The organism is Nocardioides taihuensis (assembly GCF_042657275.1).
GTDB classification, from domain to species: domain Bacteria; phylum Actinomycetota; class Actinomycetes; order Propionibacteriales; family Nocardioidaceae; genus Nocardioides; species Nocardioides taihuensis.
In genome coordinates, this window is the sequence record NZ_JBHSKD010000026.1 from 17,942 (window position 1) to 44,194 (window position 26,253).

The following is a 26,253-nucleotide window of genomic DNA, read 5'->3' on the forward strand; positions in this document are numbered from 1 at the left end:
AAGTCACGGCACGCGCACGGTGGCGCGCTCGGCGGCGTACGTCGCGTCGAGCTGCTCGGGCCCCGCGTGTGCGACGAGGACCACCGACCCGCTTCGGACGAGCGGCTCGGTGAAGGAGGACAGCCCGGACGGGGAAGCCGGGTTCTCCTCGGTGAGGACGCGGTCGCCGTCGGTGAGCAAGCTCCCGGCGGCGGCCGCGGCCCACAGCTCGGCCTGGGTGGTGCCCGGCACGGCGTCGTCCTCGGGCGTGGGCGGGTCCCACGCCACGAAGGAGTCGGGCTGCGACCAGACCTCGACGCCGAAGTCGTGCACGCCCCCGGGCAGCGGCTCGGGGAAGCGGACGCCGAGCGGCAGCAGGGCGCTGGCCACCACCGGCACCCCGGCGCCGGTCCACCGCGCCAGCCCGTCGGGGCCGCAGGCCACGGCGTCACCGGGGTCGTCGCCCTCGAGCACGACCACGAGTCCGGCCGACCAGGCCGCGCCCAGGAAGACCGGGCCCAGCCAGTGGGTCGGCAGGTCCACGCGCAGCCGGTCGCCCCGCTCGAGGTCGAGCTCCTCGACGAGCAGCGACCCGGTCTTGGCCACCCAGTTGGCCCAGGTCGTCACGGACAGCTCCGTGCGCTCGCCGGTGGCGAAGTCGTAGAAGGTGATCAGCGGTCGGGCGGCGTCGGCGCGCAGGAGGCGGGCCAGCAGCGTGGGGAAGGTGGTCATCGGACCCCACACTAGGGTGACGCGCCCGGGACGGGCTGGCCCTACCCTTCTCCCCATGCCTTCCCTCGAGCGGTTCTGGGCCGTCGTGCCTGCCGGCGGTGCAGGCACCCGGCTGTGGCCGCTGTCGCGGTCGTCGTCGCCGAAGTTCCTCCACGACCTCACCGGCTCCGGCCGCTCGCTGCTCCAGGGCACCGTCGACCGGCTCGCGCCGCTCGTCGACGACCGGATCGTCGTCGTCACCGGGGCGCTGCACCTCGACGCCGTACGACGCCAGCTCGCGGGGCTGCCCGACGAGGCGGTGGTCGCGGAGCCGTCGCCGCGCGACTCGATGGCCGCCATCGGCCTCGCCGCCGCGCTGCTCGAGCGCCGCGACCCCGACGCCGTGATGGGCTCGTTCGCGGCCGACCACGTGATCGGCGACGCCGAGGCCTTCCGCGCGACCGTGCGGGTCGCGGAGCAGGTCGCCCGCGACGACTGGCTGGTCACGCTCGGGATCGCGCCGACCCACCCCGCGACCGGCTTCGGCTACATCGAGCTCGGGGCGGAGCTCGCCGGCCACCCCGGCGCCCTGGCCGTCGACGCCTTCGTCGAGAAGCCCTCGGTCGACGTGGCCGAGCAGTACGTCTCGTCGGGCCGCTACCGCTGGAACGCGGGCATGTTCGTGGTCCGGCCGCGGGTGCTGCTCGACCTCCTCGGCACCTGGCACGCCGACTTCGCGGCCCGGCTGCGCGAGATCGCCGCCGACCCGGGCCGCCTCGAGGAGCTGTGGCCCTCGCTGCCGCGCATCGCCCTCGACCACGCGGTCGCCGAGCCCGCCGCGGACGCCGGCCGGGTGGCCGTCGTACCTGCGTCGTTCGGCTGGGACGACATCGGCGACTTCGACTCGCTCGCCTCGTCGCTGGCGGCGGACGACGGCCGGCTGGTGGTGCTCGGCGACGAGGGGCTGGTGCGGGGCAGCGACAGCTCGGGGCTGGTCGTGGCCGCGTCGGGCCGCCGCGTGCACGTGATCGGGCTCGACGACGTCGTGGTCGTCGACACCGGTGACGTGCTCCTCGTGACCACGCGCTCACGCGCGCAGGACGTCAAGCACGCCGTGGCGCGCCTGCGCGACGAGGGTCGCGACGACCTGGCCTGACCCCCCGCTCCGGGCCGCCCCTGGGGGACGCCGTCAGATCGCGTTGGGCTCCGGCGAGTCCGTGTAGGGGTACTCCTGCACGAAGTCGTACACGGCCGCGCCGCTGACGGCCGAGCAGTACTGCCACACGCCGACCTGCTTGGAGGTGTCGGAGGCGTCGCCGCCGACCGACCAGTGGGTCAGGGCGATGTGCTGGCCGTCGGGGAACGAGGCGCCGTTCTCGTCCTCGGACGTCCACGGCACGATCTTGAACTTGTTGCGGTAGTTGTCGTCGTCGGTGTCGAACTTCGCCGCGATGCCCTCGAGCTCGTTCATCGCCTTGTCGTCCTTGGCGATCGTCTCGTCGTACCAGAGGATCGTGAAGCCGTGCTCGAGGTTGTGCACGAGCTCGCCCAGGTCGGGACGGTCCTCGGCGGTGTACATCTTCCGCTCGATGGTGTCCCACATGTTGTAGTGCGTGCCGAACGCCGGCGGGGCGTCCTCGTAGGGGATCGGCGTGCCGGGCTCGACGTGCTGCTGGTTGCCGGTGGCGGGCTTGGTGGTGACGTCCTGGCAGACCGAGGCCGGGGCACCGATGGAGTCGAGGTTCATCGACTCGAACTCCGACTGCTGCTTCTTGTCCTTGATGATGCCGTACAGCGGGTAGGCGAGGATCAGGACGGCGACGACGACGCAGACGCCGACGATGGCCAGGCCACGATTGCGCTCGGCACCCTTCTGCTTGCTGCGGATGTCGTCGATGACCTTCTGGCGGTCGTTCTTGGCGGGCTTGGCCACGGGTCGCGGTTCCTCGGTGTGCGGCAGGGAATCGGAAGGGGCGCCGGGGGCACCCGCGGGCAGAGTCTACGGACTGCCCGGTCGCAGCGAGGCATCTGTGCCGGTTTGCCGGTCCGGACCGCCCGTCCCCGTCTCGACCAGCCAGCCGTGGGCGCGGGCCAGCGCGGCCACGGCGTCCGTGCGGTCGCGGGGACAGGTGACGTGGTCGTCCGCGACGACCGCCACGCCGCTCGGGCCGAGCACCTCGGTCAGGGCGGCGGCGAGGTCGGCGGCCGGCGCCGGGCGTCCGAAGCCGCGCGCCGCGTCGCTCCCGCCGGTCAGGGCGCGCACGACGGCTTCGCGCGCACCGAGCCCGAACATGTCCTCCGCCTCGGGGCGCACCAGCGCCCGCGCCCCGGGGCCGTCGTCGTCGGGGCCGAGCACCAGGTCGGCGCGGCCGCGGACGATGACGAAGGGACGTCCGCCCAGCTTGCCGGCGACCAGCTCGGCCACGCAGGCGAGCTCGTCGGCGACCGCCGGCGCGGTGACCAGCAGCTCGTTGCCGTGTGCGTCGTGGCGGCCGGCGTGGTCGTCGAGGACCCGGAGGCCGGAGGAGCCGACCGCGATGTCGGTCTGGCCCTGCCGCCACGCGCGCCCCGCCGTGTCGGTGACGAGCACGGCGACGCTGCGCCCGGTGCGCTCGTGGATCGCCTGCCGCAGGCGCGCGGCGGAGGCGTCGGGGTCGCGGGGGAGCAGGACGACGTGGCCCTGCTCCACGTTGGAGGCGTCGATGCCCGCGGCGGCCAGGGTGAGGCCGTGGTGCGTGCGCACGATCCTGGTGGGGCCGCGGCGCGCGACCAGGCGGTCGGTCTCGCCGTCGAGCGCGTCCTCGCGCGTGCCGGGGACGACGCGGCCCTCGGCCTTGGCGACGACCTTGCTGGTCACGAGCACGACGTCGCCGTCCTCGAGGTCGACCCGGTCGAGCAGCAGCGCGGCGAGGTCGTCGCCGGCACGCACCTCGGGGACGCCCTCGGGCGCGACGGCCGTGAGGGCGGGGCCGGTCACGTGGCCACCAGGCGGATCGCCGCAGCGGCCATCGCAGCCGTCGCGCCGGGGTCGGTCATCATCAGCGGGACCGCGGCGCAGGCGAGGCCCCCGGCCCGCACCCGCTCGACCTGGTCGGCGTCGCGCTCGTCGACGAGCCAGCCGTCGAGGATGCCGTCGTCCGCCCGGCTGCCGTGGTGCAGCCCGACCGCCGCGGCGCTGACCTCGACGCCGATCGTGGTCAGCAGCTGCTCGGCCATCCCCCGCACGTGGCTGCCGCCGACGATGGGGGAGAGGCCGACGACGGGCGCGCGGGTCGCCCGGAGGGCCTCGCGCACCCGGGGGACGCCGACGATCGTGCCGATCGAGACGACCGGGTTGGACGGCGGGAGCACGACGAGGTCCGCGTCGGTGATCGCGTCGATCACGCCCGGGCCGGGCGTGGCCTCGTCGAGCCCCACGAAGAGGAGGGCCTCGGCGGGCACCTCGGCGCGCAGGCGCACCCAGTACTCCTGGAAGTGCACGACGCGACGGCCGCTGGGGCTGTCGGGGTCGGCGATGGCGACGTGCGTCTCGACGCGGTCGTCGGTCATCGGCAGCAGCCGGACGGCGTCGCCGAGCACGGGCACGAGCCAGCGCCGGCAGAGAGCCTCGGTCACCGCGGAGAGCGGGTAGCCGGCGTCGAGCATCTGGGTGCGGACCAGGTGCGTGGCGATGTCGCGGTCGCCGAGGCCGAACCACGTCGGCTCCACGCCGTACGCCGCGAGCTCCTCCTTCGCGCTCCACGTCTCGTCGCGACGTCCCCACCCGCGCCCGGGGTCGATGCCGTCCCCGAGGGTGTACATGACCGTGTCGAGGTCGGGGCAGATCTTGAGGCCGTGGGCCCAGAGGTCGTCGGCGGTGTTGGCCACGACGGTGACCACGGCGTCCTCCGCGACACCGGGCAGCAGCCCGTGGCGGATGCCGTGGAGGACGCCCTGGAGAAACTTCGCGCCGCCCATCCCGCCGGACAGCACCGTGATCGCACGCATGCCACGAGGGTGCCGCATGGGGCGGCCGGAGTGCCCGACGGGGGCCCTTCGCCGGGCCCCCTCGGCCGGCCACCACGGACCGTCCCTGGGTATATAGCCCGAATGGGTGGTTGCGCTTATAGCAGACCCGGGCTTGACTTCACGTGCATGACAAGCGTGTAATTCCCACAGTGTTCTTCGTGGATTCCCTCTAGCATCGGGATCCGCGGGGAGTGGGAGCAAGCCGAGTGGGAGCAAGGGCGACGGGTTTCGGGTCTGTCAGCTCCGCCGGGGCCCTCGGGTCACGGCATCGCAAGGACACAACATTGGGGGGCATGGGGCCCCGACGGAACACGGGGCCCACGCCCCGTGACGGGTCGAAAGGCGACAGCCGTGCGAGAACTTCTTCTCATCGACGGAGACGCCGAGGAGGCGGGCTGGCAGGAGCGTGCGCTCTGCGCCCAGACCGACCCCGAGGCGTTCTTCCCCGAGAAGGGCGGGTCGACCAGGGAGGCGAAGAAGGTCTGTCTCACCTGCGACGTCCGCGACGACTGCCTGGAGTACGCGCTGATGAACGACGAGCGCTTCGGCATCTGGGGGGGCCTCTCGGAGCGCGAGCGGCGCAAGCTGAAGAAGCGCGCGGTCTGACCGCGCCGGGCACCCCGGTGCACGCCCGTCCGGTCTCCTGGGCTGACTGAGACGGGCGTCACCCGGGTCCCCCTCCGGGGTCGGGCCGCTGTGGGCGACCCCGTTAGTGTCGTCGTCCGTGAGTCCCTCGGTCGCCGCCCTCGTCGTCAGTCATGACGGTGCCCGCTGGTTGCCGACCGTGATCGACGGGATCAAGGCCCAGACCCGCCCGCCCGACCGCGTCGTGTCGGTCGACACCACCAGCCGGGACGAGAGCCCAGCGCTGCTCGCCGAGGCCTTCGGCGACGTGGTGACGGCGACCGGATCGACGTCGTTCCCGGCCGCGGTCCGCCTCGGCCTCGAGCACGTCGGCGACAGCGACTGGATCTGGATCCTCCACGACGACTCCACGCCCGCTCCCGACGCGCTCGCCGAGCTCCTCGCTGCCGCGGCGGCGGACCCCGACGCCGACGTGCTCGGCCCGAAGCTGCGCGAGTGGCCGTCGCTGCGCCGCCTGCTCGAGCTCGGTGTCACCATCAGCGGCACCGGCCGCCGCGAGACCGGCCTCGAGCGCGGCGAGTACGACCAGGGCCAGCACGACGAGGTCCGCACGGTGCTCGCGGTCAACACCGCGGGCATGCTCGTGCGGCGCGAGGCGCTGGAGGCGTTGCACGGCTTCGACTCCCAGCTGCCGATCTTCGGCAACGACATCGACTTCGGCTGGCGGGCGGCCTCCGCCGGCTACAAGACGATCGTCGTGCCGCAGGCCGTCGTCTTCCACGCCGAGGCCGCCCACCGCGGGGCGCGTCGTACGCCGCTCACGGGGCGGCACACGCACTACCAGGAGCGGCGGGCCGCGCTCTACACGCTCCTGGTGAACTCGCGGGCGCGCACGCTGCCCTTCCAGCTGGTCCGGCTCGGCTTCGGGACCCTGCTGCGGATGATCGGCTTCCTGCTGCTGCGCTCGGTCGGCGAGGCGCTCGACGAGCTCGCCGCCCTGGTCTCGCTCTACTCCAGCCCGCGCGAGATCCTCTCGGCGCGCAAGACCCGGCAGGGCCAGCTGCAGGTGCCGCCGGCCGAGGTGCGACGCCTGCTGGCGCCACGCTGGCTGCCCTACCGCCACGGGCTCGACTTCCTCAGCGACCTCGCCGCGGCGGCCACCAACCAGGCCGCCGACGTCGCCGAACGCCGGCGGGCCGCCGCGCTCGCCGAGTCGGGTCAGGCACCCCGGCGGCCCCGCGAGGAGGACGACGACGAGGCGCTGCTGACCGAGGAGTCCGGCTGGCTGGTGCGCTACCTGACCAACCCGGTCGCGGTGATGGTCACCGTCGTCGTCGTGCTGGCGGTCATCGGCGCGCGCGACGCCTTCGGCGCGGTGTCGGGCGGTGCGCTGTCCCCCGTGCCGGCCGACGCCGCGGACTGGTGGCGGCTGCACGTCGAGGGCTGGCACCCGCTCGCGCAGGGGACGGCGATCCCCGCCCCGCCGTACGTCGTGGTGATGGCGGTGCTCTCGAGCGTGCTGCTCGGCAGCACCAGCGCCGCCCTGTCGTTCGTCCTCGTGCTGGCCGTGCCGCTGTCGCTGTGGGGCGCGTGGCGGCTGCTGCGCGTCGTGGGCCGCCTCGTGCACCCCTCCGGCTTCCCGACCTGGCTGCTGGCGTGGGGCGCGATCGCCTACGCACTGGTGCCCGTGGTGAGCGGGGCGTGGGGCGAGGGACGCTTCGGCGTCGTCGCCTCCGCGGTGCTGCTGCCCTGGCTGGCGCACGCCGGCCTGGGGTTCGCCGACCCCGATCCCGACCGCCGCTGGCGCGCGACCTGGCGCTCGGCGCTGGTGTTCGCCCTGGGCGCGGCGTTCGCGCCGGTGATCTGGTGGTGGGGCCTGTCGCTCGCCGCCCTCCTGGTCGCCGCCGGCTTCGTGATCGCCCCGCGGGCGATGCGCGACCGCTCGGTGTGGGGTCCGCCGGCCGCCGCCGTGGCCACCGTGCCGGTGCTGCTGGCGCCCTGGTGGATCTCGCTCGTCGTGCGCGGCGGGTGGCCGGGCCTGTTCTTCGACGCCGGTGCGGTGCCGATGTCGACCGTCGGCGCCCGCGAGCTGCTGCTCGGCCGGATGGGCGACTCCGGGGCTCCGGAGTGGCTGGGCCTGCTGCTGGTCGTGCTCGCGCTGCTGGCCCTGCTGCCCTCGCGCACGCGGATCTGGGTGCTGGTGTGCTGGGTGGTGGCCCTGGTCACCGCGCTGCTCGCCGTCCTCCTGGGGATGCTGGAGGTGACCGTCTCCGCGGCGATCACCGGCGCCGGGCTGGGCTTCCTGGTGGTCGCCCTGCAGGCCACGTTCGTGGTCGCGACCGTGCTCGGCACGCACGGGTTCGTGCTCGGCGGGCTCGGCTCGTGGCGCCGGGTGGTGGCCGCGCTGGTGGCGATCCCGGCGGTGGCGGTGCCCGCGGTCGGCCTGGCCTGGTTCGTGATCGGCGGCCACGGCCACCTGCGCGACGTGACCGACGACGGCATCCCGGAGTACATGGTCCAGGAGGCCATGACCGGCGAGGCGCACGGCATCCTCGTGCTGCGCGGCGACGTGGCCGACGGCCTGACCTACACCGTGATCCGCGACGACGGCACCACGCTCGGCGAGGACGAGATCCTCGCCCTCGCGGGCGAGGACGAGCAGCTCACCGAGGACGTCGCGGCCATGGTCGCCGCGCCGTCGCCCGAGGTGGTCGCCGACCTCCCCGGGCACGGCATCGAGTACGTCGTGCTGCCCGCGCCGGCCGCCGGCAGCGTGGCCGCGTCGCTCGACGCGACCCAGGGCCTGACCCAGGCCAGCGCCGAGGACCGCTCGACCCGCGCCTGGCAGGTCGACCAGCCGGTCGACGAGGACGCCCTCGCCGGGCCGCCGGTGTGGCTGCACACCGTGCTGGTCGTGGTGCAGGGGCTCGCGGTGCTCGTGGTGGTCGTGCTGGCCTTCCCGACCTCGCAGCGACGACGGCGGGAGGTGGAGGCATGAGCGAGCCCGGACGCCGGCGCGCACGCGCCGTGGCCCCCGAGAGCGGTCGCCGGACGGCCGTCGCCCGCCGGATCCACCCGACGGCGGTGCTGTGCGTCGTGCTGCCGCTGCTCACGCTCGGCGCGCTGCTGCTGGTGCCGACGCACGACCAGCCCGACGCCACCCACGACCCGACCGAGACCGCGCTCACCCAGGCGGCGCTCGGCTGCCCGGCCGCGCCCGGGGCGAAGGACGCCGCGCTGCAGGTCGCCACGTCGCTCGACGACGCCACCGGCGAGGTCAGCGTCAGGTCCGGTGGTCCGGGTGCGGAGCCCGAGACGCTCGAGGTCACCTCGGGTGAGGTCACCACGGCGGAGACCGACGACCGTTCGGCCGTCGTGTCGGCCGAGGGCGACCTCGCGCCGGGGCTGCTCGCCGTACGGTCGACCGCGAAGCCGCTGGCGGCTGCGTCGTGCGCCCTGCCGCGTCCGGAGACCTGGTTCACCGGGGTCGGGGCGGGTGCCGAGCACTCCTCGACGCTCGAGCTGGCCAACCCCGACGGCGGGGCCGCCGTCGCCGACGTGTTCGTCTACTCCTCCTCCGGCCTCTCCGACGTGCCCGACCTGCGCGGCGTGACCGTGCGGGGTCACGACGTGCTGCAGATCGACCTGGCCACGGCGGTCCCGCGCCGGCAGGACCTGACCCTGCAGGTCGTGGTCTCGCGCGGTCGCCTCGCCGCCTCGGTGCGTGACGAGGTCTCCGACCTCGGCTCCCGCTCGGCCTCGGCGGACTGGCTGCCGTCGCTGCCCGCGCCGGCCGAGGACCTGGTGCTGCTCGGCCTGCCCGAGGGCGACGGGGACGACGAGCTCACCCTGGCCAACCCCGGCGACGACGAGGTGCGGGCGCAGGTACGCATCCAGACCGACGAGGCGGCGTTCGTGCCCGAGGGGATCGACGAGGTCCGGATCCCGCCGCAGAGCACCCGCCAGGTCACGCTGAGCTCGGTGCTGCGCGCGCAGGTGAAGAAGGGGGCGCTGGGCCTGCGGATCACGGCCACCGCGCCCGTCACCGCCGCGCTGCGCTCGGTCGTCGAGGACGACCTGTCTGCCGCCGTGCCCGCGCCCGCGCTCGGCGTCGCCGGCACGCTGCCCGTCCCCGCGTCCGACGGCGAGGGCGAGCCGAGCGTCGTCCTCGCGAACGCCGCCGGCGCCGGAGTCGCGACCGTCACGTCGTGGGACGCCCGCGGCCGCCGGCTCGACGAGAAGGAGGTCGAGCTCACGGCCGGCTCCGGCGACACCCTCGAGCTCTCAGCGAAGACGGCGCTGGTGCGCGTCACCCCGCGCCGTACCACCGTCAGCGCCGCGCTCGTCGTCACCGGTCCCGGCTCCGCGGTGCTGCCGTTCACCGAGCCGGTCACCACCGCGCTGGTGCCCGACGTACGACCCGGTCTGCTCTGACCCGTCGTCGGCGTCCCGCCCTAGGGTCGGGGCATGGGGAAGGTGCTCTACTACACGGCCTGCACGCTCGACGGCTTCATCGCTGACGAGGCCGGCTCGCTCGACTGGCTCTTCGAGGTGCCCTCCTCCGGCGACGACTCGTCGTGGGAGGCGTTCATCGGCCGGGTCGGCGCCCTCGCGATGGGCGCGACCACCTACACGTGGGTGGTCGAGCACGAGGCGCTCCTCGACCACCCCGAGCGGTGGACGGAGTGGTACGGCGACCGGCCGTGCTGGGTCTTCACCCACCGCGACCTGCCCCGGATCCGCGGCGTGGACGTGCGCTTCGTCGAGGGCGACGTGCGCCCCGTGCACGCGGAGATGGACGCCACCGGCCGCGACAGCTGGGTCGTCGGTGGTGGTGACCTCGTCGGGCAGTTCGACGACGCCGGGCTGCTCGACGAGATCCACCTCGGCATGTGCCCGGTCACCCTCGGCGCCGGCGCCCCGCTGCTCCCGCGGCGCATCACCTCCGAGCGGCTGACTCTGCGCTCGGTCGAGCAGGACGGCCAGCGCGCCCGGCTCGTCCTCGACGTCGCCCGCTGACCACCCGGGCTACGGCGAGGTGCCGCGCCGGGCGAGGTGGACGACGACGTCCGCGGCGACCTCGACCGCGGTGGGCAGCGCCGTCAGGATCCGGTCGAGGACGGTCTGCCGGTCCGCGCCGGGGAGCTGCACGTAGGCCGACACGGTCGACAGGTAGCCGACGTAGTCGGAGGCGCTCATGGTGAGTGGCCGTTCCAGGACGAGCTGGCGGACGTCGTCGAACCAGGGGGAGCGCTCCAGCTCGGTGCCGGGCCACTGCATCGCCTGCTCCGGCGGGGTCCCGTCGGGCGACGGCACGTCGTCGCTCTCGAGGTAGGGAGCCCGCGCCGCGCGGACGGCGTCCTCCACCGCCGGGTCCACCAGGCCGACCGGGCCACCGAAGCTGGCGAACACGCCGCCGGGCGCGAGCCACCCGGCGACGCGCTCCCACCGGCCGGCGGGCTCGGTCCAGTGCAGCGACGCGGCCGCCCAGGCCAGGTCGAAGGTCGGCCCGCCCGGCCACTCCTCGAAGGTCGACCGCACCGCGCGGACGCTCGGCGGCACGTGCCGGCGCAGCTCCTCGAGCATGGCCGGGTCGGGCTCCGTCGCGGTCACCGCCACCCCGTGCGCGGCGAAGAGACGGGTCGCCTTGCCCGTGCCTGCCCCGATCTCGAGCGCTGTCCGGATCCTCCGGCCGCTGTAGTCCTGCACCACGTCGACGAGCGCATCGGGGTAGCCGGGACGGAACCGCTCGTACGCTGACGCCACGGCGCCGAAGGAGAGTCCGCGCTCGGGCATGTCGACGACCCTGCCACCCGGGGACCCCTCGACGCTCGCGACTTTCTGCCGGAGGACTCCGCTGCTCAGCGACCGGGGCGGTACGGCGATCGCCAGGGCCAGTCGGTGGCGAGCCAGCCCGCGACGGCCTCGGCCAGCGGGACGTCGAGCTCGGCGCGGTCGGCGCGCACCCACGTGTGGACGATGACGTCGCCGTCCCCGTCGTACGGGTAGAGGTAGACGCAGCCGATGACGTCACGGTCGGCGGGGTCGAGGACGGTGAAGGTGAACCCGGTGCCGGCGGCGAAGTCGGCCGCGTGCCGGCGCAGGTCGCGGAGGTTGTCCTCGAGCGACATCCCCCCGACCGGCGGCCACCGGGAGTCTGCGTAGCCCGGCGTGGCCCGGATGTGCTCGATGCTCGACGTCCAAGCCGCGTGGTCAGCCTCGTTGTGCTCGGGCCCCAGCGGCTCGAGCACGAACGCGTCGGTGACCAGCGAGCGGGGCGCGACGAAGCCCTCGGGGACGAACGACTCAGCACTCATCCAGCGAGCCTACGACGGCGCGGACTTGGGACCGGGCCGATCGTTGCCTACCGTGGTCGGGTCCCGCATCCGCGGGGCGGCCCTCCGTACGCGCCGAGTCCTGTCCGGTCGGAAGGCTCGCGAGCAACGACACGAACGGGCAGGAGCGGGGGACCCACAGGTTCCATCGGACCGCACTCGCGGTCCTCGGGGTGAAGCCACCAGCCGGTGGCCGGGCAGCTCCAGCCCGAACCCGACAGCTCACCTCGCAGGCGCCGGGAGGAAACCTCATGCGCATGCGCACCTTCGTGGCGGCTGCTGCCCTCACGACGTCCGTCCTGGTCCCGGCCGTGGCGCTCGACGCCCCGGCACAGGCCGCCAGCGGCAAGACCTGGAACCGGCTCGCCCAGTGCGAGTCCAGCGGCCGCTGGCACCTCAACACGCACAACGGCTACTACGGCGGTCTCCAGATCAGCCGGCCCACGTGGCGCAGCTACGGCGGGAGACACTTCGCCAAGCTGCCGCACCGCGCCAGCCGGGCCCAGCAGATCAAGGTGGCCGAGCGGATCAAGAACCACCAGGGCTGGGGCGCCTGGCCGACCTGCTCGGCCCGCATCGGCAAGGGCTGAGGCCCGCACCGGCTGGTTCAATCCCCACATGACGACCGCACGCACGGTCCCGGTGACCATCGAGATGGACGGGGACGAGCTCGACGCCGAGGACGCCTGGCACCTCGCCCGGCGCCACGGCCTCGTGCGGATCGCGGTGGCGTCGTTCGTGCGGTTCCGCTATGGCGACGGCTTCACCCACAGTCGGGCGCTCGCGCTGCAGGCGTGCCTGGCGGTGATCCCGTTCATGCTGGCGCTGACCGGCCTGGCTGCGGACCTCGACCAGCAACGCCCCGGCCGGGTCGTCGCCTCGACGATCGAGCAGGTCTCACCCGGTCAGGGGGGCAGTGACGCCCTGGCCAACGCGGTGGTCGGTTCCGACTCCAGCGAGGAGGCAGGCGAGCTCGCGCTCGTCCTGGGCCTGCTGCTGTCGCTGGTCTCGATGATCGCCGCGATGGGGCAGGTCGAGCGCGGGGCGAACCGGATCTACGGCATCCGCCGGGACCGGCCGGCGGCGGCCAAGTACGGCCGTGCGGCGATGCTGGCCGGGGTGCTGGCCCTCCCCGTGGGCCTGGGCTTCCTGCTGCTCGTGGCGGGTGGGGCCTTCGCCGGTGCCATGGCCGACGAGTACGCCTGGTCCGCCGGCGAGGTCACCGCGTGGCAGGTGGCGCGGTGGCCCGTGGGCACCGTGCTGCTGGTCGTCGCGATCGCCGTCCTGCTCGACCACGCGCCACGCCGTCGGCAGCCGGCGCTCTCGTGGCTGGCCCTCGGCTCGGCCACCGCGGTGGTGCTGACCATGATGGCGACCGCTGCCCTGGCGGCGTACATGCAGGTCAGCTCGTCGTTCGGCAGCACCTACGGCCCGCTCGCCGGGATCGTCGCCCTGCTCGTGTGGTCGTTGGCCTCCGCCGTGGCGTTCTTCTACGGCGTCGCGGTGTGCGCGCAGCTGGAGGCGCTCCGCTCCGGCGACGCCGAGCCGGCGTACGACGATCCGGGCCGCCCGCACGGCCACGCGGTCGCCATGTCCTGAGGCGGTGCGCCGTGGCACGGTCCGTCTGCCGGACTGCCTTCAGAGGATCCCGAGATCGGTGTCGAACCCCAGGATGGTCGCGACCTTGCGCAGTGTCGGCCCGGAGCCGTACGTCCGCACGCCGTGACCGGTCCGTGCGGCTCCTCGCGCGAACGTGGCGAGGCTGCGGATCGTGGCGACGTCGGCGAACGTCAGCTCGGTGACGTCGAGGTGGACGGGCCCGGGGACGTCGAGCTCGACGCGCGCGAGAGCGGCCTCGAGCTCTGCGAGCGTGGCGATGTCGGCCTCGCCCCGGAGGATCACCCACACGCCGTCGTCGCGGTCGAGCACCCGCACCCCGAGCGTGGAGGTGTGCACGCGGTCGGTCGCACCGGGCCGCCGCCTCACGGCTTTGCGATCCCATCGAACCTTGCGATCCCATCGAGTCAGCAACATGGGGGCCTCGGGTGACTGGTTGCCGGGAGCGCAGTGTCGTGACTGACAATGCTCGGACACTTCCGGTGCCTTCACCGTAGGTGTCCTCGCAGGACGACGGTTCACCCCTTCGGGTGCTTCTGCGGCGCCGGCGCACGTAGGTTGAGCAGATGGAGTCACGCGTTCCGGTTCGCATCTCGATCGTGAACGACTATGACGTGGTCGTACAGGGGCTCGCGCGCATGTTCGAGCCCATGAAGGACCGGATCCAGGTGGTCGAGGTGTCGACCAACCGGCCCGGTGTGGCGCCGGTGGACATCGCCCTCATCGACTCCTTCGCGCAGACCCGCGACATCAACCAGGTGCTGGCCGAGGCGAACGCCGAGCACTACGTGTTCTACAGCTGGAGCCTGGCGCCCGACCTCATCGAGACCTGGGCGGGCTTCGGAGTGGTGGGCTTCCTGGACAAGAGGTTGACGGCCGAGGAGCTCGCCGACGCCCTGGAGCGCATCAAGCGGGGCGAGGCCGGCGTCGTCAGCGCCGACTATCCGCCCTCGGCCGACATCGATCTGGGGGACTGGCCCGGCCGTGACCATGGTCTGACTGCACGTGAGGCGGAGGTCATCGCCCTGATCACCCAGGGCTTGGGCAACGACGAGATCGCCCGCCGCATGTTCACCAGCATCAACACGGTCAAGACGTACATCCGCTCGGCGTACCGGAAGATCGACGTGGACACGCGGACCCGCGCGGTCCTCTGGGGTGTCGACCACGGGTTCCGCCCTGATGCCATCAAGGCGGCCGCTCCCGACGCCTGACCGGCAGCAGATCGGCCCGGACATGCCTCTGGCCCCACCCGTGGGCGGGGTGTGGGGCGGGGTGGTCAGGTGTGGCCGGGTCGGCCGGGTGGGTGGGACAGGAGTCGGTCGCCAGCGTGGGCGCGGTTCCGTGGTGGAGGGTGGTGTCCCGAGAGAGGTCCTGCATGGGTCCACTCAAGCAGCCACCACCGACAGGAACCCCAGCAAATCAGGGGGTTTCCACAGCCTTCACCCTCAAGATTCGATCAGACTTCCGGGCCGTGTGTCGGGCCGCAACCACGAGGGTCGAGTGGCACACGCGGAGAGCCGACGACGGCGCCCACATGGTGCCTGGACCCCAGCGGCGAGCGACCACGTGGGATCGACATCGTCGGTGCCCACCGACGAGCCGGGGGCCGGCGACGGCGCCGTGGTCGCGACAAGCTCAACCGAGCCGATGACCGACGACCTGTACCTCACTCGTCCCTGAAGTAGCGCGGGTCGACGAGCTCGGCGTCGATGCCGAGCAGCTCGGCGACCTGCTCGACCACGATGGTCAGGACCAGGGCCTCGAGGTCGGCGCGGGTCTCGGCGCGGTGCTCGATGGGGCGCCGGAAGAGCACGAGCCGCGTGGGGGTCGTGCCCGAGCCGCGGACCAGCGACGAGAGCGGCACGGTGCCCGAAGTCCAGTCGTCGGGGACCTGCGGCGCGTCCTCGACGGCGTACTCGACGAGGCCGAGGCGGTCGGACCAGCGGGCGTCGACCTCGGTGACGATCCCGAGGGCCAGGTCGTCGAAGCGCTCGCGCTGCGTCGGGGTCTCGGGCGTACCGGGAACCCGCGGCACGATCGCCGGTCCGCGCATCCCGCGACCGCGTCGGTCGCGCCGACGGTGCCTCACCTGCTCCACGCCGCGAGCCTAAACGGCGCCGTGCAGATCGCCGGGTACCGTCCTGTGCGTGAGTCCCGCCCGCCGCTGTTCGCGCACCGCGTGCGGCCGCAGCGCGGTCGCGACGCTCACCTACGTGTACGCCGACCAGACCGCTGTGCTGGGCCCCCTGGCGACCTACGCCGAGCCGCACGCGTACGACCTCTGCGAGGCCCACAGCGAGCGGCTCTCGGCCCCGCGGGGCTGGGAGGTGCTGCGGCTGGCGCGCGACACGAAGGAGCGAGGACCGTCCGGCGACGACCTGCTGGCGCTGGCCGACGCGGTGCGCGAGGCGGCCCGACCGCTGCCACCGCCGGCTCCGATCACGCTGGCCACCGAGGGCGGGCGCGAGGTCGCGCGCCGAGGCCACCTGCGCGTCCTCACGACCGACAACTCCTGAGTGGCGCCGAGCCGCCGCGGCGACCCTGCGGGCCTCCCCACTAGGCTCCCGCTCATGGGAGCAGGCATCGACCCCGGCGTGCTCGACGCGACCTTCAAGGCCTACGACGTCCGGGGCACCGTTCCCGACCAGGTCGACGAGGACCTCGCCCGGCTGACCGGCGGTGCGTTCGTCGCACTGACGGGGGCCGGTCGGGTCGTGGTCGGGCACGACATGCGTCCGAGCTCGCCGTCGCTGGCCGGGGCCTTCGCCGAGGGCGCGGCAGCCGCCGGCGCCGACGTCGTCATGATCGGACTGTCGTCCACCGACCAGCTCTACTTCGCCTCCGGGCACCTCGGGCTGCCGGGCGCGATGTTCACCGCGAGCCACAACCCCGCGCAGTACAACGGGATCAAGCTCTGCCGGGCCCACGCCCAGCCGATCGGCACCGACACCGGGCTGGCCACGATCCGCGACCACGTCGAGAGCGGCGACGTCCCCGTCACCCGGATCCCGGGCGAGATCAGCCAGCAGGACGTCCTCGAGGCGTACGCCGCGCACCTCCTGCGCCTCGCGCCGGTCGAGGGCCGGCGGCTCAAGGTCGTCATCGACGCCGGCAACGGAATGGCAGGGCTCACCGCCCCGGCGGTCTTCGGCCGGCTCGGCGCCGACCGGGTCGAGGTCGTGCCGATGTACTTCGAGCTCGACGGCACCTTCCCCCACCACGAGGCCAACCCGATCGAGCCCGCCAACCTCGTCGACCTGCAGGCCCGCGTGGTCGCGGAGAAGGCGGACCTCGGGCTGGCCTTCGACGGTGACGCCGACCGCTGCTTCCTGGTCGACGAGCGCGGCGTCGCGGTCTCGCCCTCGACGCTCACAGCGCTGATCGCCGCCCGCGAGCTCGCCAAGCACCCCGGCTCGACGGTGATCCACAACCTGATCACCAGCCGCGCCGTCCCCGAGATCGTCACCGAGTGCGGTGGCACGCCGGTTCGCAGCCGGGTCGGCCACTCCTACATCAAGGCCGTGATGGCCGAGACCGACGCGGTGTTCGGCGGCGAGCACAGCGGCCACTTCTACTTCCGCGACTTCTGGCGCGCCGACTCCGGCATGCTCGCGGCCCTGCACGCCCTCGCGGCCCTCGCCGAGAGCGACGTCCCGGCGTCCACGCTCTTCGCCGGCTACGAGCGCTACGTCGTCAGCGGCGAGATCAACTCCACCGTCACCGACCAGCGGGCCGTGGTCGCCGATCTCGATGAGCAGTACGGCGAGCTCGAGCTCGACCACCTCGACGGCCTCACGGTGACTGCCGAGGACTGGTGGTTCAACGTGCGCCCGTCCAACACCGAGCCGCTGCTCCGCCTCAACGTCGAGGGCAGCGACGCCGAGACCATGACGAGGGTCCGCGACGAGGTCCTCGCCGAGATCAGGAGACAACGATGAACCTCGACCCCGACCTGCTCGCGATCATCGTCTGCCCCGACTGCCACGGGAAGCTCGAGGCGCAGGGCGAGGAGCTGGTGTGCACCGGCTGCGGGCTGGCCTACCCCGTCCGCGACGACATCCCGGTGCTGCTGGTCGACGAGGCCCGTCGGCCGTCCTGAGGAGGGCCGAGACGTGGTGAGCTGGTTCGACGAGTCGCGGCTCGACGACGGGGAGGTCCTGGCCGGCATCGACGAGTCGCTGCGTGCACTCGCCGAGACCGGGGCCCGCGTACGCCGTGAGGCGAGCGAGGCGCAGTCCGCGATCACCGAGGCGGTCGCCCGCACCCAGGACTCCCCGCGCCCGCGGGCCGTCCTCGCCGCCGGACCCGACTCCCGGCTGCTGCGGGCGGTGCTCGAGCCGTGGTGCCCGGTGCCCTTCGTGGCCTGGCCCTCGCCCAACCTGCCGGGCTGGGCGGGGTCGCTCGACCTCGTCGTGGTCCTCGCGCCCGACGGCCACGGCGCCGGCGTCGCCTCCGCGGTCGCCGAGGCCGTACGCCGCGGCTGCCAGGTCGTCGTCGCCTGCCCTGCTGGCTCACAGGTGGCCGAGCACGCGGCCGGCCGCTGGAGCAGCGTGCTGCCGACGGTCAGCCGCGACCAGCTGGCCACCGCGGTCGTGGTGCTCGAGTACCTCGAGCGCGTCGCCCTCGGCCCCCGCACCGACGCCGAGGCGGTGGCGACCGCGCTCGACGAGGTGGCGACCGAGTGCTCGCCCTTCCGCGACCTCGCGGTCAATCCCGCGAAGATGCTGGCCATCGCCATGGCCGACACCAACCCCGTCGTCTGGGGCGGGTCGGTGCTGGCGGCCCGCGCCGCCCGCCGGATCGCGGAGTCGATCCGCCGCGCCAGCGGCCGCGGCGCCCTCGCGGGAGACGCCGAGCACCTGCTGCCGGTGCTCGAGGCCGCCCGTCCCGTCGACACCTTCGCGGACCCGTTCACCGATGGGCCCGCGACCGGTGAGCGACGCCCGATGCTGCTCGTGCTCGACGACGGCAGCGAGGAGGCCGTCGTGCGTGAGGAGCGCGGGCGGCTGCAGGCCGCGGCCGCGGCGCGCGGCGTACGCGTCGAGCGGCTCACCACCGACGCGCCCACCGAGGTCGCCCGCTACGCCTCGCTCTACCTCTCCGGCTCGTACGCCGCGCAGTACCTCCACCTGGGGCTGGTCGACGAGTGAGCGTGGCGTGAGCCACGGTTAGCCGCGGCTCGGGGGTGGGTAGGGGCACCCCCATGACGTCGCGCGACGCCTGGCTCGACAACGCCAAGATGGCCCTGGTCACCCTGGTGGTGGTCGGGCACGCATGGACGCTCCTGCCCGACCTGGCCGTCAACGAGTGGCTCTACGACTTCCTCTACGCCTGGCACGTGCCGGCGTTCGTGCTGGTCACCGGCTACCTCTCCCGCAACTTCACCTGGACCCGGTCGCGGCTGCTGTCGCTGGTGACGACGGTGGCCGTGCCCTACGTCGTCTTCGAGTCGCTGATGTCGCTCTACCGGATGCGCGTCGGCGGAGAGCACCTCGAGGACGTCTTCGCCGACCCCCACTGGCCGCTGTGGTACCTCGCAGCCCTGTTCCTCTGGCGGCTCGCCACCCCCGCGCTCCGGTCGACGCCCTGGATGATCCCGGTGTCGGTGGCGGTCAGCCTGGCCGGCGGTGTGTTCGCCGGGGAGCTGCTCGACCTCTCGCGGGTGCTCGGTTTCCTGCCCTTCTTCGCGCTCGGCGTGCACGCCACCCCCGAGCGGCTGGCCGTCCTCGCCCGGCCGCGCCTGCGTCCGGTCGCCGTGGGCGTCCTCGTCGGCGTGGCCGGGCTGGCCGCCTTCACCGACCGCCTCGCCTCGACCGAGTGGCTCTACTACCGCAGCCGCTACGCCGACCTCGGCGCCGGCGCGCTCGAGGGGGCTGCGACGCGCGGCGTGCTGCTCGTGATCGGCCTGGCCGCCGCGCTCTCGTTCCTGGCGCTCGTCCCGCGCCGGGCGGGCTGGTTCTCGCAGATGGGCACCTGGACGCTCGTCGTCTACCTCTTCCACGGGTTCGCGGTGAAGACCGCGGCGTACGCCGGCTTCGACGACTGGTCCGACGCCCACCCGCTGGTCTCGCTGCCGCTCACCACCGCGCTCGCCACGGGACTCGCGCTGCTGCTGGCTGCCGGCCCGGTCGCGCGGCGGCTCACCACCGTGGTCGACCCCTACGGCGCCATCCTGCGGGCGACCGAGCCGCGGCGCCGCCCGGTGCCGACGCCCGGGCAAGCGGCCGCGCCGACGCCGGAGAGCGCACGCGAGCGCGAGCCGGTGGGGGCCAGCCGCTAGCCTTCGCGCATGAGCGCCGGGCTCTTCGGACTTCTCGACGACGTCGCCACCCTGGCCCGCCTCGCGGCGGCCTCGGTCGACGACGTCGGTGCTGCCGCGGGCCGGGCCAGCGCCAAGGCCGCCGGCGTCGTGGTCGACGACACCGCGGTCACGCCGCAGTACGTCCACGGCGTCGCCGCCGAGCGCGAGCTGCCGATCATCCGCAAGATCGCGGTCGGCTCGCTGCGCAACAAGCTGCTCATCATCACCCCGGCGGCGCTGCTGCTCAGCCAGTTCCTGCCGTGGCTGCTCACGCCGATCCTCATGGTCGGCGGCACCTACCTCTGCTACGAGGGCGCCGAGAAGGTCTGGGGCCGGATCCGCGGCCACGAGCACGAGGCCCTGGCCACGGCGTCGGGCGCCGAGGCCGAGAAGGCCCTGGTCTCCGGCGCCGTGCGCACCGACTTCATCCTGTCCGCCGAGATCATGGTGATCGCGCTGAACGAGGTGGCCGACGAGGCCTTCGTGCCCCGGGCGATCATCCTGGTCGTCGTCGCGATCGCGATCACGATCCTCGTGTACGGCGTGGTCGGGCTGATCGTGAAGATGGACGACGTCGGCCTGCTCCTCGCGGGCCGCAGCTCCACCTCGGCCCAGAAGGTCGGACGCGGTCTGGTCCACGCCATGCCGCGGCTGCTGTCGGTCATCTCGGTGGTCGGTGTGGCCGCGATGCTCTGGGTCGGCGGGCACATCCTGCTCAACGGGATCGACGAGCTCGGCTGGCACGCGCCGTACGACGCGGTGCACCACCTCGAGGACGAGGTCCACCACGCCGTCGAGGGCGTCGGCGCGGCGCTCGCCTGGCTGGTCAACACGGCCGCCTCGGCGGTCCTCGGTCTCGTGGTCGGTTTCGCGGTCCTCGCGGTCATGCACGTCGTGCCGCGCAGGTCCGCCCACTGACCCTCGCCGACGATTCCCGCAACCGGCCCTCGTCGTCCTACGCTTGGCCGGGTCCGCGCGGGAGATCCCGACGACGCGCAGATGCGCGGCGCAGACGTGAGCTCCATCCACCGAGGAGACAACTGATGGACTTCAAGGTCGCCGACCTGTCCCTGGCCGACTACGGCCGCACGGAGATCATGCTGGCCGAGCACGAGATGCCCGGCCTGATGGCCATGCGGGAGCGCTACGCCGCGTCCCAGCCGCTCGCCGGCGCCCGGATCGCCGGGTCCCTGCACATGACGATCCAGACCGCGGTGCTGATCGAGACCCTCGTGGCTCTCGGCGCCGAGGTGCGCTGGGCCTCCTGCAACATCTTCTCCACCCAGGACCACGCGGCCGCCGCGGTCGTCGTCGGGCCCGGGGGCACCGCAGAGCAGCCGGCCGGCGTGCCGGTCTTCGCCTGGAAGGGCGAGACGCTGGAGGAGTACTGGCAGTGCACCCAGCAGATCCTCCGCTGGCCCGACGGCCAGTTCGCGAACATGATCCTCGACGACGGTGGCGACGCGACGATGCTCGTCCACCTCGGCGTCGAGGCGGAGAAGAAGGGCGAGGCGCCCGACCCGGCGACCGCCGCGAGCCACGAGCAGAAGGTCGTCTTCGAGGTCCTCCGGGCCTCGCTCGCCGAGAGCTCCGACCGCTGGACCAAGATCGCCAACGAGATCAAGGGCGTCACCGAGGAGACCACCACCGGTGTGCACCGCCTCTACGACATGATGAAGGAGGGCTCCCTCCTCTTCCCGGCGATCAACGTCAACGACTCGGTCACCAAGTCGAAGTTCGACAACAAGTACGGGTGCCGCCACAGCCTCGTCGACGGCATCAACCGCGCCACCGACGTGCTCATCGGCGGCAAGGTCGCGGTCATCTGCGGGTACGGCGACGTCGGCAAGGGCTGCGCGGAGTCGCTGCGCGGCCAGGGCGCCCGCGTGATCGTCACCGAGATCGACCCGATCTGCGCGCTGCAGGCGGCGATGGACGGCTACCAGGTCGCCACCCTCGAGGACGTGCTCGGGATCGCGGACATCATCATCACCGCGACCGGCAACAAGGACGTCGTCACCGTCGACCAGATGGCGCGGATGAAGCACCAGGCGATCGTGGGCAACATCGGCCACTTCGACAACGAGATCGACATGGCCGGCCTCGAGACCTACCCCGGCGTCGAGCGCAAGAACGTCAAGCCGCAGGTCGACGTGTGGACCTTCCCGGCCGTCGAGGGCCGCGAGTCGCACTCGATCATCGTGCTGTCCGAGGGTCGCCTGATGAACCTCGGCAACGCCACGGGCCACCCGAGCTTCGTGATGTCGAACTCCTTCACCAACCAGGTGCTGGCCCAGGTCGAGCTCTACACCAAGGCCGAGCAGTACCCGGTCGGCGTCTACGTGCTGCCCAAGCACCTCGACGAGGAGGTCGCGCGCCTGCACCTCGCCTCGCTCGGCGTGCGGCTCACGACCCTCTCGGACGCGCAGGCCGACTACCTCGGCGTGCCGGTCGAGGGCCCCTACAAGTCGGAGCAGTACCGCTACTGACGAGCCGCCCGCCCCGCGCTGACCTGTCAGCGCGGGGCGGACTGGCACTATTGACCGCATGAGCCAGCCTGCCGACGTGGCCCCGCGGGGCCGCATCCTGGTCGTCGACGACGACGCGTCCCTCGCGGAGATGCTGACCATCGTCCTGCGGCAGGAGGGCTTCGAGAGCCGGATGTGCGGTCGCGGCGACCTCGCGATGGAGGCCTTCCGGGAGTTCAAGCCCGACATCGTCCTGCTCGACCTGATGCTCCCGGGCAAGGACGGCATCGACGTCTGCAAGGAGATCCGCGCCGAGTCGGGCGTCCCCATCGTGATGCTCACCGCCAAGGGCGACACCATCGACGTCGTCCTCGGTCTCGAGTCCGGCGCCGACGACTACGTCGTCAAGCCGTTCAAGCCCAAGGAGCTCGTCGCCCGGATCCGGGCGCGCGTACGCCGCTTCGACGCCCCCGCGAACGAGACGCTCACCATCGGCGACCTCTCCATCGACGTCGCCGGCCACTCCGTCACCCGCGGCGACGAGCAGGTGAACCTGACCCCGCTCGAGTTCGACCTGCTGGTCTGCCTGGCGCGCAAGCCGTGGCAGGTCTTCACCCGCGAGGTGCTCCTCGAGCAGGTGTGGGGCTACCGCCACGCCGCGGACACCCGCCTGGTGAACGTGCACGTCCAGCGGCTGCGCAGCAAGGTGGAGCACGACCCCGAGAACCCGGAGGTCGTGGTCACCGTCCGCGGCGTCGGCTACAAGGCGGGCAAGTAGGGGACACCCGCCGTGTCCACCCCTGCCCCGCCACCCGGCAAGCCACGCACCGGCTTGGCGCGCTGGACCCCCGCCTTCTGGCGCCGCTCGATCCAGGCCCGCGTGGTGGTCAGCACCATCCTGCTGTCGGCCGCGGTGGTGAGCGTGGTCGGGTGGTTCCTGCTCCAGCAGACCCGTGACGGCCTCCTCCAGCACCGGGTCGACGCCGTGGTCGCGGAGGCGGACAACGAGACCAGCCAGGCCGAGGAGCGGCTCGGCGCGGCCACGGGTCGCGACAGCAACGCCGGCGCCCAGCAGCGCGAGCTGATCGACCCGATCATCCAGAGCGGTGACACCCGCGGCTTCAGCGTCGTGCTGTCGGGCCCGAGCGGCGCCACCCGGATCGCCGACGGCGGCGCCAAGTACACCGACGGCCTCGACACCTCGAGCGTCCCGGCGTCCCTGGAGGACCACTTCGCGGAGCCTGCCGACACCGCGTGGACCTACACCGAGATCCGGCGCGAGGGTGCCGACGGCGGGATGGTGAGCGGCCCCGGCATCGTCGTCGGCTCGCAGATCACGCTGCCGGCCGACGGCCAGCGCTACACGCTCTACTACCTCTTCCCGCTCGACGAGGAGGAGGAGACGCTCGCCCTCGTCACCCGCGCGCTGCTCACCGCCGCGGTGCTCCTGCTCCTGCTCGTCGGCGGCATCACCTGGCTGGTCACGCGCCAGGTGGTGACCCCCATCGCGATGGCGCGCCGCGTGGCCGAGCGGCTGGCCGCCGGGCAGCTCCAGGAGCGGCTGCGGGTCCGGGGCGAGGACGACCTGGCGCGCCTCGCCACGTCGTTCAACCAGATGGCGACCAGCCTGCAGCGCCAGATCCGCCAGCTCGAGGAGCTCAGCCGGGTGCAGCGCCGCTTCGTCTCGGACGTCTCCCACGAGCTGCGCACCCCGCTCACCACGGTGCGGATGGCCGGCGACGTGCTGCACGACGCCCGCGACCAGTTCGACCCGACCACCGCCCGGGCGGCCGAGCTGCTGCAGACCGAGCTCGACCGCTTCGAGACGCTGCTCGTCGACCTGCTCGAGATCAGCCGCTTCGACGCCGGGGCCGCGATCCTCGAGGCCGACGACGTCAACCTGGTCGACGTGGCCCACCGGGTGGCCGACATGACGCGCGCCCTGGCCGAGCGGCGCGGCACCGAGGTCGAGGTGCGGGCCCCCGCCCACCCCTGTCTGGCCGAGGCCGACGTGCGCCGGGTGGAGCGGATCGTGCGCAACCTGGTGACCAACGCGATCGACCACGCCGAGACCGGCCGCGTCGTGGTGGTCGTCGCCGGCGACGAGCACGCGGCCGCGGTGGCCGTGCGTGACTACGGGGTGGGGCTCAACCCGGGGGAGTCCGCGCTCGTGTTCAACCGGTTCTGGCGCGGCGACCCGTCGCGTGCCCGCACCAGCGGCGGCACCGGGCTGGGGCTGTCGATCTCGCTCGAGGACACGCACCTGCACGGCGGCTGGCTCCAGGCCTGGGGCCGTCCGGGCGAGGGCGCGCAGTTCCGGCTGACGCTGCCACGACGGATCGGCGGCGTGATCCGCCAGAGCCCGCTGCCGCTCGTGCCGGCCGACGCCGGGGAGCCGGTCGCATGAGCCCCCGGCGTACCGTCCCGGCGCTGGTCGTGGCGCTGCTGTCCGCGCTGCTCGCCGCCGGCTGCGGAATGCCCACGGAGGGCCCGGTCGTCACCACCGAGTCCGACGGCGGCGAGAGCGGCGCTGCCGGGGTCAGGAGCGACGCCCGACCACCCCCGCCGGGAGCGTCGGCAGCCGACATCGCCACCGGGTTCCTCGACGCGATGACGGCCTTCCCGGTCAACGTCACCGTCGCGGAGGAGTACCTCAGCAGCGACGCCCGGGGCGAGTGGAGCCCCGACAACGCGACCATCACCTACGCCGAGACCTCCCAGCCGCAGGCGGTCCTGCGGGAGGGCGAGACGGAGGTCGCGCTGCGTCTGTCCGACGCCCAGACCCTGGATGCCCGCGGTTCGTACGTCGGGCGGCTGGGCCGGCTGGGCGAGCGGCTGCGGCTGCCGATGGTCCGCGAGGGCGGGGAGTGGCGGATCGCCCAGGCACCGGACGCGCTGATCGTGCCGGCGACGTGGTTCGAGCAGTACTTCCGACAGGTCGCCCTCTACTTCTTCGACCCGACCTCGCAGATCCTGGTGCCGCAGCCGGTGTTCGTGCCGGAGGGCGAGCAGCTCGCCAGCACCCTGGTCAATGCGCTGCTGGCCGGGCCGGGGCCCAGCCTGCGGCAGGTGGTCACGACGGCGCTCCCCGAGGGCCTGCAGCTCGCCCTGTCGGTGCCGATCTCGGACGACGGGGTCGCCGACGTCCAGCTCGACGGCTTCAGCGGGCAGCTCACCCCCGAGGCGAGCGAGCTGATCGTGGCGCAGCTGGCCTGGACGCTGCGCCAGGAGCCGACCATCACCGCGCTGCGCGTCTCCATCGGCGGCGAGCCGCTGGTGCTCTCCGACGGCGTCAGCCTGTTCCCGGTCAACGACCAGGGCGCGGAGTACGACCCGACCGTGCTGGGGGCCAGCTCGCTCCTCTACGGGCTGCGCGACGGGATGCTGGTCTCGGGCCCGCCCGACACCCTCGCCCCGGTGTCCGGACCGCTCGGGAAGAGCGACCACGACGTGCGCAGCGTCGCGGTCAACCTGCCCGCCACCCGGGCGGCCTCGGTCAGCAGCGACGGCACGACGATCTCCCTGAGCTCGGTGCGCGGCCAGGACGGATCGGTGCAGCCGGTGGCCAGCGAGGCGGAGGACTTCCTGCGGCCGGCCTGGGACTTCTCCGACCGGCTCTGGATGGTCGACGCCCGCGCCTCCGGGGCCCGGGTCTCCTACCTCTCGGACGACGGACCGGTGCCGGTCCGCGTCCCCGGTGTGACCGGCGAGGACGTGACCCGTTTCCTGGTCTCGCGCGACAGCACCCGTCTCGTCGCGGTCATCCAGGGGCGCAACGACCGCCTCGTCGCCAGCCGGATCAGGCACGACCGGACCGGCCACGTGCTCGGTGCCACCGTGGCCCGGCCGCTGTCGGTGGTCGGTGACCCACAGCTGCGGGTGCGCGACCTCGGCTGGGCCACCCCGACCGCTGTCGTCGTGCTGTCGCGCGTCGGCACGGCGCTGTGGCAGGTGCGCCCGGCGTCTGTCGACGGTGCACCGTCGGCGTTCGACAGCACCCTGACCACCCTCACGGGCAACGTGCTCGGCCTGGCCGCCTCTCCGGCGCCGAGCCAGAACCTCTTCGCCGTCACGCCTCACACCCTCATCGACTTCACCGCCGGCGGGGCCGTCGGCATCGACGTCGACGCCGGCGTCGACTCCCTCGACTACGCGGGCTGACCGCGGTCCGACCCGCGACACGTCCCCAGCGGGCGGTCGGGACGGGGTGGTCCACAGGCGGGCGGGCGCCGGTCCCGCCGGCACG

At 73.3% G+C, this 26,253-nt stretch carries 26 protein-coding genes and 1 riboswitch; of the genes, 18 read left to right on the forward strand and 8 right to left on the reverse strand.

Annotated elements, in window-relative coordinates:
• Window positions 1-3: 3 nt before the first annotated feature.
• Window positions 4-711 carry a TIGR03089 family protein gene (locus ACFPGP_RS17790; protein ID WP_378592159.1) on the reverse strand — a complete coding sequence of 236 codons (708 nt, stop codon included), beginning with the start codon at window positions 709-711 and terminating at the stop codon, window positions 4-6.
• 55 nt (window positions 712-766) lie between these two features.
• Here ACFPGP_RS17790 and ACFPGP_RS17795 point away from each other — a divergent pair, with 55 nt between their 5' ends.
• On the forward strand, window positions 767-1,846 hold the full coding sequence (locus ACFPGP_RS17795) for a mannose-1-phosphate guanylyltransferase (RefSeq protein WP_378592160.1): 1,080 nt from the start codon (window positions 767-769) through the stop codon (window positions 1,844-1,846).
• A 33-nt stretch (window positions 1,847-1,879) separates the two neighbouring features.
• On the opposite strand, the gene ACFPGP_RS17800 is transcribed toward ACFPGP_RS17795, so the two are convergent.
• The 3 genes from ACFPGP_RS17800 to cofD all read right to left on the reverse strand — a co-directional run bounded on the left by ACFPGP_RS17800 (window position 1,880) and on the right by cofD (window position 4,677).
• Entirely contained in the window at window positions 1,880-2,623 is a 744-nt protein-coding gene (locus tag ACFPGP_RS17800; protein WP_378592161.1) for a DUF3105 domain-containing protein, read from the reverse strand.
• Window positions 2,624-2,689: 66 nt separating this feature from the next.
• Window positions 2,690-3,667: a coenzyme F420-0:L-glutamate ligase gene (cofE, locus tag ACFPGP_RS17805; RefSeq protein WP_378592162.1), complete on the reverse strand. Its 978-nt coding sequence runs from the start codon at window positions 3,665-3,667 to the stop codon at window positions 2,690-2,692.
• Window positions 3,664-4,677 carry a 2-phospho-L-lactate transferase gene (gene cofD, locus ACFPGP_RS17810; protein ID WP_378592164.1) on the reverse strand — a complete coding sequence of 338 codons (1,014 nt, stop codon included), beginning with the start codon at window positions 4,675-4,677 and terminating at the stop codon, window positions 3,664-3,666. The genes cofE and cofD overlap by 4 nt, the downstream gene beginning before the upstream one ends.
• A 372-nt stretch (window positions 4,678-5,049) precedes the next feature.
• On the opposite strand from cofD, the gene ACFPGP_RS17815 reads away from it, so the two are divergent.
• From ACFPGP_RS17815 to ACFPGP_RS17830, 4 genes are all read left to right on the forward strand, one after another.
• Window positions 5,050-5,304, forward strand: coding sequence for a WhiB family transcriptional regulator (locus ACFPGP_RS17815; protein WP_378592165.1), 255 nt, complete (start codon window positions 5,050-5,052; stop codon window positions 5,302-5,304).
• A gap of 118 nt (window positions 5,305-5,422) precedes the next feature.
• A complete protein-coding gene (locus tag ACFPGP_RS17820; RefSeq protein ID WP_378592166.1) occupies window positions 5,423-8,281 on the forward strand; it encodes a glycosyltransferase in 2,859 nt (952 codons plus the stop codon).
• Entirely contained in the window at window positions 8,278-9,717 is a 1,440-nt protein-coding gene (locus ACFPGP_RS17825; protein ID WP_378592168.1) for a DUF5719 family protein, read from the forward strand. Before ACFPGP_RS17820 ends, ACFPGP_RS17825 begins: the two co-directional genes overlap by 4 nt.
• A 33-nt stretch (window positions 9,718-9,750) precedes the next feature.
• Complete coding sequence (locus tag ACFPGP_RS17830; protein WP_378592169.1) at window positions 9,751-10,302, forward strand: dihydrofolate reductase family protein; 552 nt, start codon at window positions 9,751-9,753, stop codon at window positions 10,300-10,302.
• Between the two features lie 9 nt (window positions 10,303-10,311).
• Here ACFPGP_RS17830 and ACFPGP_RS17835 read toward each other — a convergent pair whose 3' ends face one another.
• On the reverse strand, window positions 10,312-11,079 hold the full coding sequence (locus ACFPGP_RS17835; RefSeq protein WP_378592171.1) for a class I SAM-dependent methyltransferase: 768 nt from the start codon (window positions 11,077-11,079) through the stop codon (window positions 10,312-10,314).
• A gap of 65 nt (window positions 11,080-11,144) precedes the next feature.
• The gene (locus ACFPGP_RS17840) at window positions 11,145-11,600 is read right to left on the reverse strand and encodes a GNAT family N-acetyltransferase (protein ID WP_378592172.1); all 456 of its coding nucleotides are present in this window, start codon (window positions 11,598-11,600) and stop codon (window positions 11,145-11,147) included.
• Between the two features lie 91 nt (window positions 11,601-11,691).
• Window positions 11,692-11,854: riboswitch (cyclic di-AMP (ydaO/yuaA leader) on the forward strand.
• 15 nt (window positions 11,855-11,869) lie between these two features.
• Here ACFPGP_RS17840 and ACFPGP_RS17845 point away from each other — a divergent pair.
• Complete coding sequence (locus ACFPGP_RS17845) at window positions 11,870-12,208, forward strand: transglycosylase family protein (RefSeq protein WP_378592174.1); 339 nt, start codon at window positions 11,870-11,872, stop codon at window positions 12,206-12,208.
• Window positions 12,209-12,236: 28 nt separating this feature from the next.
• Window positions 12,237-13,217, forward strand: a complete 981-nt coding sequence (locus ACFPGP_RS17850; protein ID WP_378592175.1) for a YihY/virulence factor BrkB family protein — start codon at window positions 12,237-12,239, stop codon at window positions 13,215-13,217.
• 39 nt (window positions 13,218-13,256) lie between these two features.
• Here the strand turns inward: ACFPGP_RS17850 and ACFPGP_RS17855 are convergent, their stop codons facing one another.
• Complete coding sequence (locus ACFPGP_RS17855; protein ID WP_378592177.1) at window positions 13,257-13,604, reverse strand: STAS domain-containing protein; 348 nt, start codon at window positions 13,602-13,604, stop codon at window positions 13,257-13,259.
• Between the two features lie 197 nt (window positions 13,605-13,801).
• Between ACFPGP_RS17855 and ACFPGP_RS17860 the strand changes: the two genes are divergently transcribed.
• Window positions 13,802-14,449 carry a response regulator transcription factor gene (locus ACFPGP_RS17860; RefSeq protein WP_378592178.1) on the forward strand — a complete coding sequence of 216 codons (648 nt, stop codon included), beginning with the start codon at window positions 13,802-13,804 and terminating at the stop codon, window positions 14,447-14,449.
• Between the two features lie 455 nt (window positions 14,450-14,904).
• On the opposite strand, the gene ACFPGP_RS17865 is transcribed toward ACFPGP_RS17860, so the two are convergent.
• Window positions 14,905-15,336: a metallopeptidase family protein gene (locus tag ACFPGP_RS17865; protein ID WP_378592180.1), complete on the reverse strand. Its 432-nt coding sequence runs from the start codon at window positions 15,334-15,336 to the stop codon at window positions 14,905-14,907.
• A gap of 49 nt (window positions 15,337-15,385) precedes the next feature.
• On the opposite strand from ACFPGP_RS17865, the gene ACFPGP_RS17870 reads away from it, so the two are divergent.
• The 10 genes from ACFPGP_RS17870 to ACFPGP_RS17915 all read left to right on the forward strand — a co-directional run bounded on the left by ACFPGP_RS17870 (window position 15,386) and on the right by ACFPGP_RS17915 (window position 26,168).
• Complete coding sequence (locus tag ACFPGP_RS17870) at window positions 15,386-15,754, forward strand: DUF3499 domain-containing protein (protein WP_378592181.1); 369 nt, start codon at window positions 15,386-15,388, stop codon at window positions 15,752-15,754.
• A gap of 54 nt (window positions 15,755-15,808) precedes the next feature.
• Window positions 15,809-17,176, forward strand: coding sequence for a phosphomannomutase/phosphoglucomutase (locus ACFPGP_RS17875; RefSeq protein WP_378592183.1), 1,368 nt, complete (start codon window positions 15,809-15,811; stop codon window positions 17,174-17,176).
• Complete coding sequence (locus ACFPGP_RS17880; RefSeq protein WP_378592184.1) at window positions 17,173-17,337, forward strand: Trm112 family protein; 165 nt, start codon at window positions 17,173-17,175, stop codon at window positions 17,335-17,337. Before ACFPGP_RS17875 ends, ACFPGP_RS17880 begins: the two co-directional genes overlap by 4 nt.
• A 13-nt stretch (window positions 17,338-17,350) precedes the next feature.
• Window positions 17,351-18,388 (forward strand): SIS domain-containing protein, encoded by a 1,038-nt coding sequence (locus ACFPGP_RS17885; protein WP_378592186.1) that lies wholly within the window; start codon window positions 17,351-17,353, stop codon window positions 18,386-18,388.
• Between the two features lie 53 nt (window positions 18,389-18,441).
• Window positions 18,442-19,518: an acyltransferase family protein gene (locus ACFPGP_RS17890; protein ID WP_378592187.1), complete on the forward strand. Its 1,077-nt coding sequence runs from the start codon at window positions 18,442-18,444 to the stop codon at window positions 19,516-19,518.
• Window positions 19,519-19,527: 9 nt separating this feature from the next.
• Window positions 19,528-20,457 carry a DUF808 domain-containing protein gene (locus ACFPGP_RS17895; RefSeq protein WP_378592188.1) on the forward strand — a complete coding sequence of 310 codons (930 nt, stop codon included), beginning with the start codon at window positions 19,528-19,530 and terminating at the stop codon, window positions 20,455-20,457.
• Between the two features lie 125 nt (window positions 20,458-20,582).
• Window positions 20,583-22,028 (forward strand): adenosylhomocysteinase, encoded by a 1,446-nt coding sequence (gene ahcY, locus ACFPGP_RS17900; protein WP_378592190.1) that lies wholly within the window; start codon window positions 20,583-20,585, stop codon window positions 22,026-22,028.
• 58 nt (window positions 22,029-22,086) lie between these two features.
• Window positions 22,087-22,785 (forward strand): MtrAB system response regulator MtrA, encoded by a 699-nt coding sequence (gene mtrA, locus ACFPGP_RS17905; RefSeq protein WP_378592191.1) that lies wholly within the window; start codon window positions 22,087-22,089, stop codon window positions 22,783-22,785.
• 12 nt (window positions 22,786-22,797) lie between these two features.
• The gene (gene mtrB / locus ACFPGP_RS17910) at window positions 22,798-24,414 is read left to right on the forward strand and encodes an MtrAB system histidine kinase MtrB (RefSeq protein ID WP_378592193.1); all 1,617 of its coding nucleotides are present in this window, start codon (window positions 22,798-22,800) and stop codon (window positions 24,412-24,414) included.
• The gene (locus ACFPGP_RS17915) at window positions 24,411-26,168 is read left to right on the forward strand and encodes an LpqB family beta-propeller domain-containing protein (protein ID WP_378592194.1); all 1,758 of its coding nucleotides are present in this window, start codon (window positions 24,411-24,413) and stop codon (window positions 26,166-26,168) included. The genes mtrB and ACFPGP_RS17915 overlap by 4 nt, the downstream gene beginning before the upstream one ends.
• The last annotated feature ends 85 nt before the right edge of the window (window positions 26,169-26,253 follow it).

Bases quoted from the DNA above. Each gene is read 5' to 3' on its own strand.
- ACFPGP_RS17790 (WP_378592159.1), bottom strand. From the start codon at position 711: ATGACCACCTTCCCCACGCTGCTGGCCCGCCTCCTGCGCGCCGACGCC.
- ACFPGP_RS17795 (WP_378592160.1), top strand. From the start codon at position 767: ATGCCTTCCCTCGAGCGGTTCTGGGCCGTCGTGCCTGCCGGCGGTGCA.
- cofD (WP_378592164.1), bottom strand. From the start codon at position 4,677: ATGCGTGCGATCACGGTGCTGTCCGGCGGGATGGGCGGCGCGAAGTTT.
- ACFPGP_RS17825 (WP_378592168.1), top strand. From the start codon at position 8,278: ATGAGCGAGCCCGGACGCCGGCGCGCACGCGCCGTGGCCCCCGAGAGC.
- ACFPGP_RS17830 (WP_378592169.1), top strand. From the start codon at position 9,751: ATGGGGAAGGTGCTCTACTACACGGCCTGCACGCTCGACGGCTTCATC.
- ACFPGP_RS17835 (WP_378592171.1), bottom strand. From the start codon at position 11,079: ATGCCCGAGCGCGGACTCTCCTTCGGCGCCGTGGCGTCAGCGTACGAG.
- ACFPGP_RS17840 (WP_378592172.1), bottom strand. From the start codon at position 11,600: ATGAGTGCTGAGTCGTTCGTCCCCGAGGGCTTCGTCGCGCCCCGCTCG.
- ACFPGP_RS17845 (WP_378592174.1), top strand. From the start codon at position 11,870: ATGCGCATGCGCACCTTCGTGGCGGCTGCTGCCCTCACGACGTCCGTC.
- ACFPGP_RS17850 (WP_378592175.1), top strand. From the start codon at position 12,237: ATGACGACCGCACGCACGGTCCCGGTGACCATCGAGATGGACGGGGAC.
- ACFPGP_RS17860 (WP_378592178.1), top strand. From the start codon at position 13,802: ATGGAGTCACGCGTTCCGGTTCGCATCTCGATCGTGAACGACTATGAC.
- ACFPGP_RS17875 (WP_378592183.1), top strand. From the start codon at position 15,809: ATGGGAGCAGGCATCGACCCCGGCGTGCTCGACGCGACCTTCAAGGCC.
- ACFPGP_RS17880 (WP_378592184.1), top strand. From the start codon at position 17,173: ATGAACCTCGACCCCGACCTGCTCGCGATCATCGTCTGCCCCGACTGC.
- ACFPGP_RS17890 (WP_378592187.1), top strand. From the start codon at position 18,442: ATGACGTCGCGCGACGCCTGGCTCGACAACGCCAAGATGGCCCTGGTC.
- ACFPGP_RS17895 (WP_378592188.1), top strand. From the start codon at position 19,528: ATGAGCGCCGGGCTCTTCGGACTTCTCGACGACGTCGCCACCCTGGCC.
- ahcY (WP_378592190.1), top strand. From the start codon at position 20,583: ATGGACTTCAAGGTCGCCGACCTGTCCCTGGCCGACTACGGCCGCACG.
- mtrA (WP_378592191.1), top strand. From the start codon at position 22,087: ATGAGCCAGCCTGCCGACGTGGCCCCGCGGGGCCGCATCCTGGTCGTC.
- ACFPGP_RS17915 (WP_378592194.1), top strand. From the start codon at position 24,411: ATGAGCCCCCGGCGTACCGTCCCGGCGCTGGTCGTGGCGCTGCTGTCC.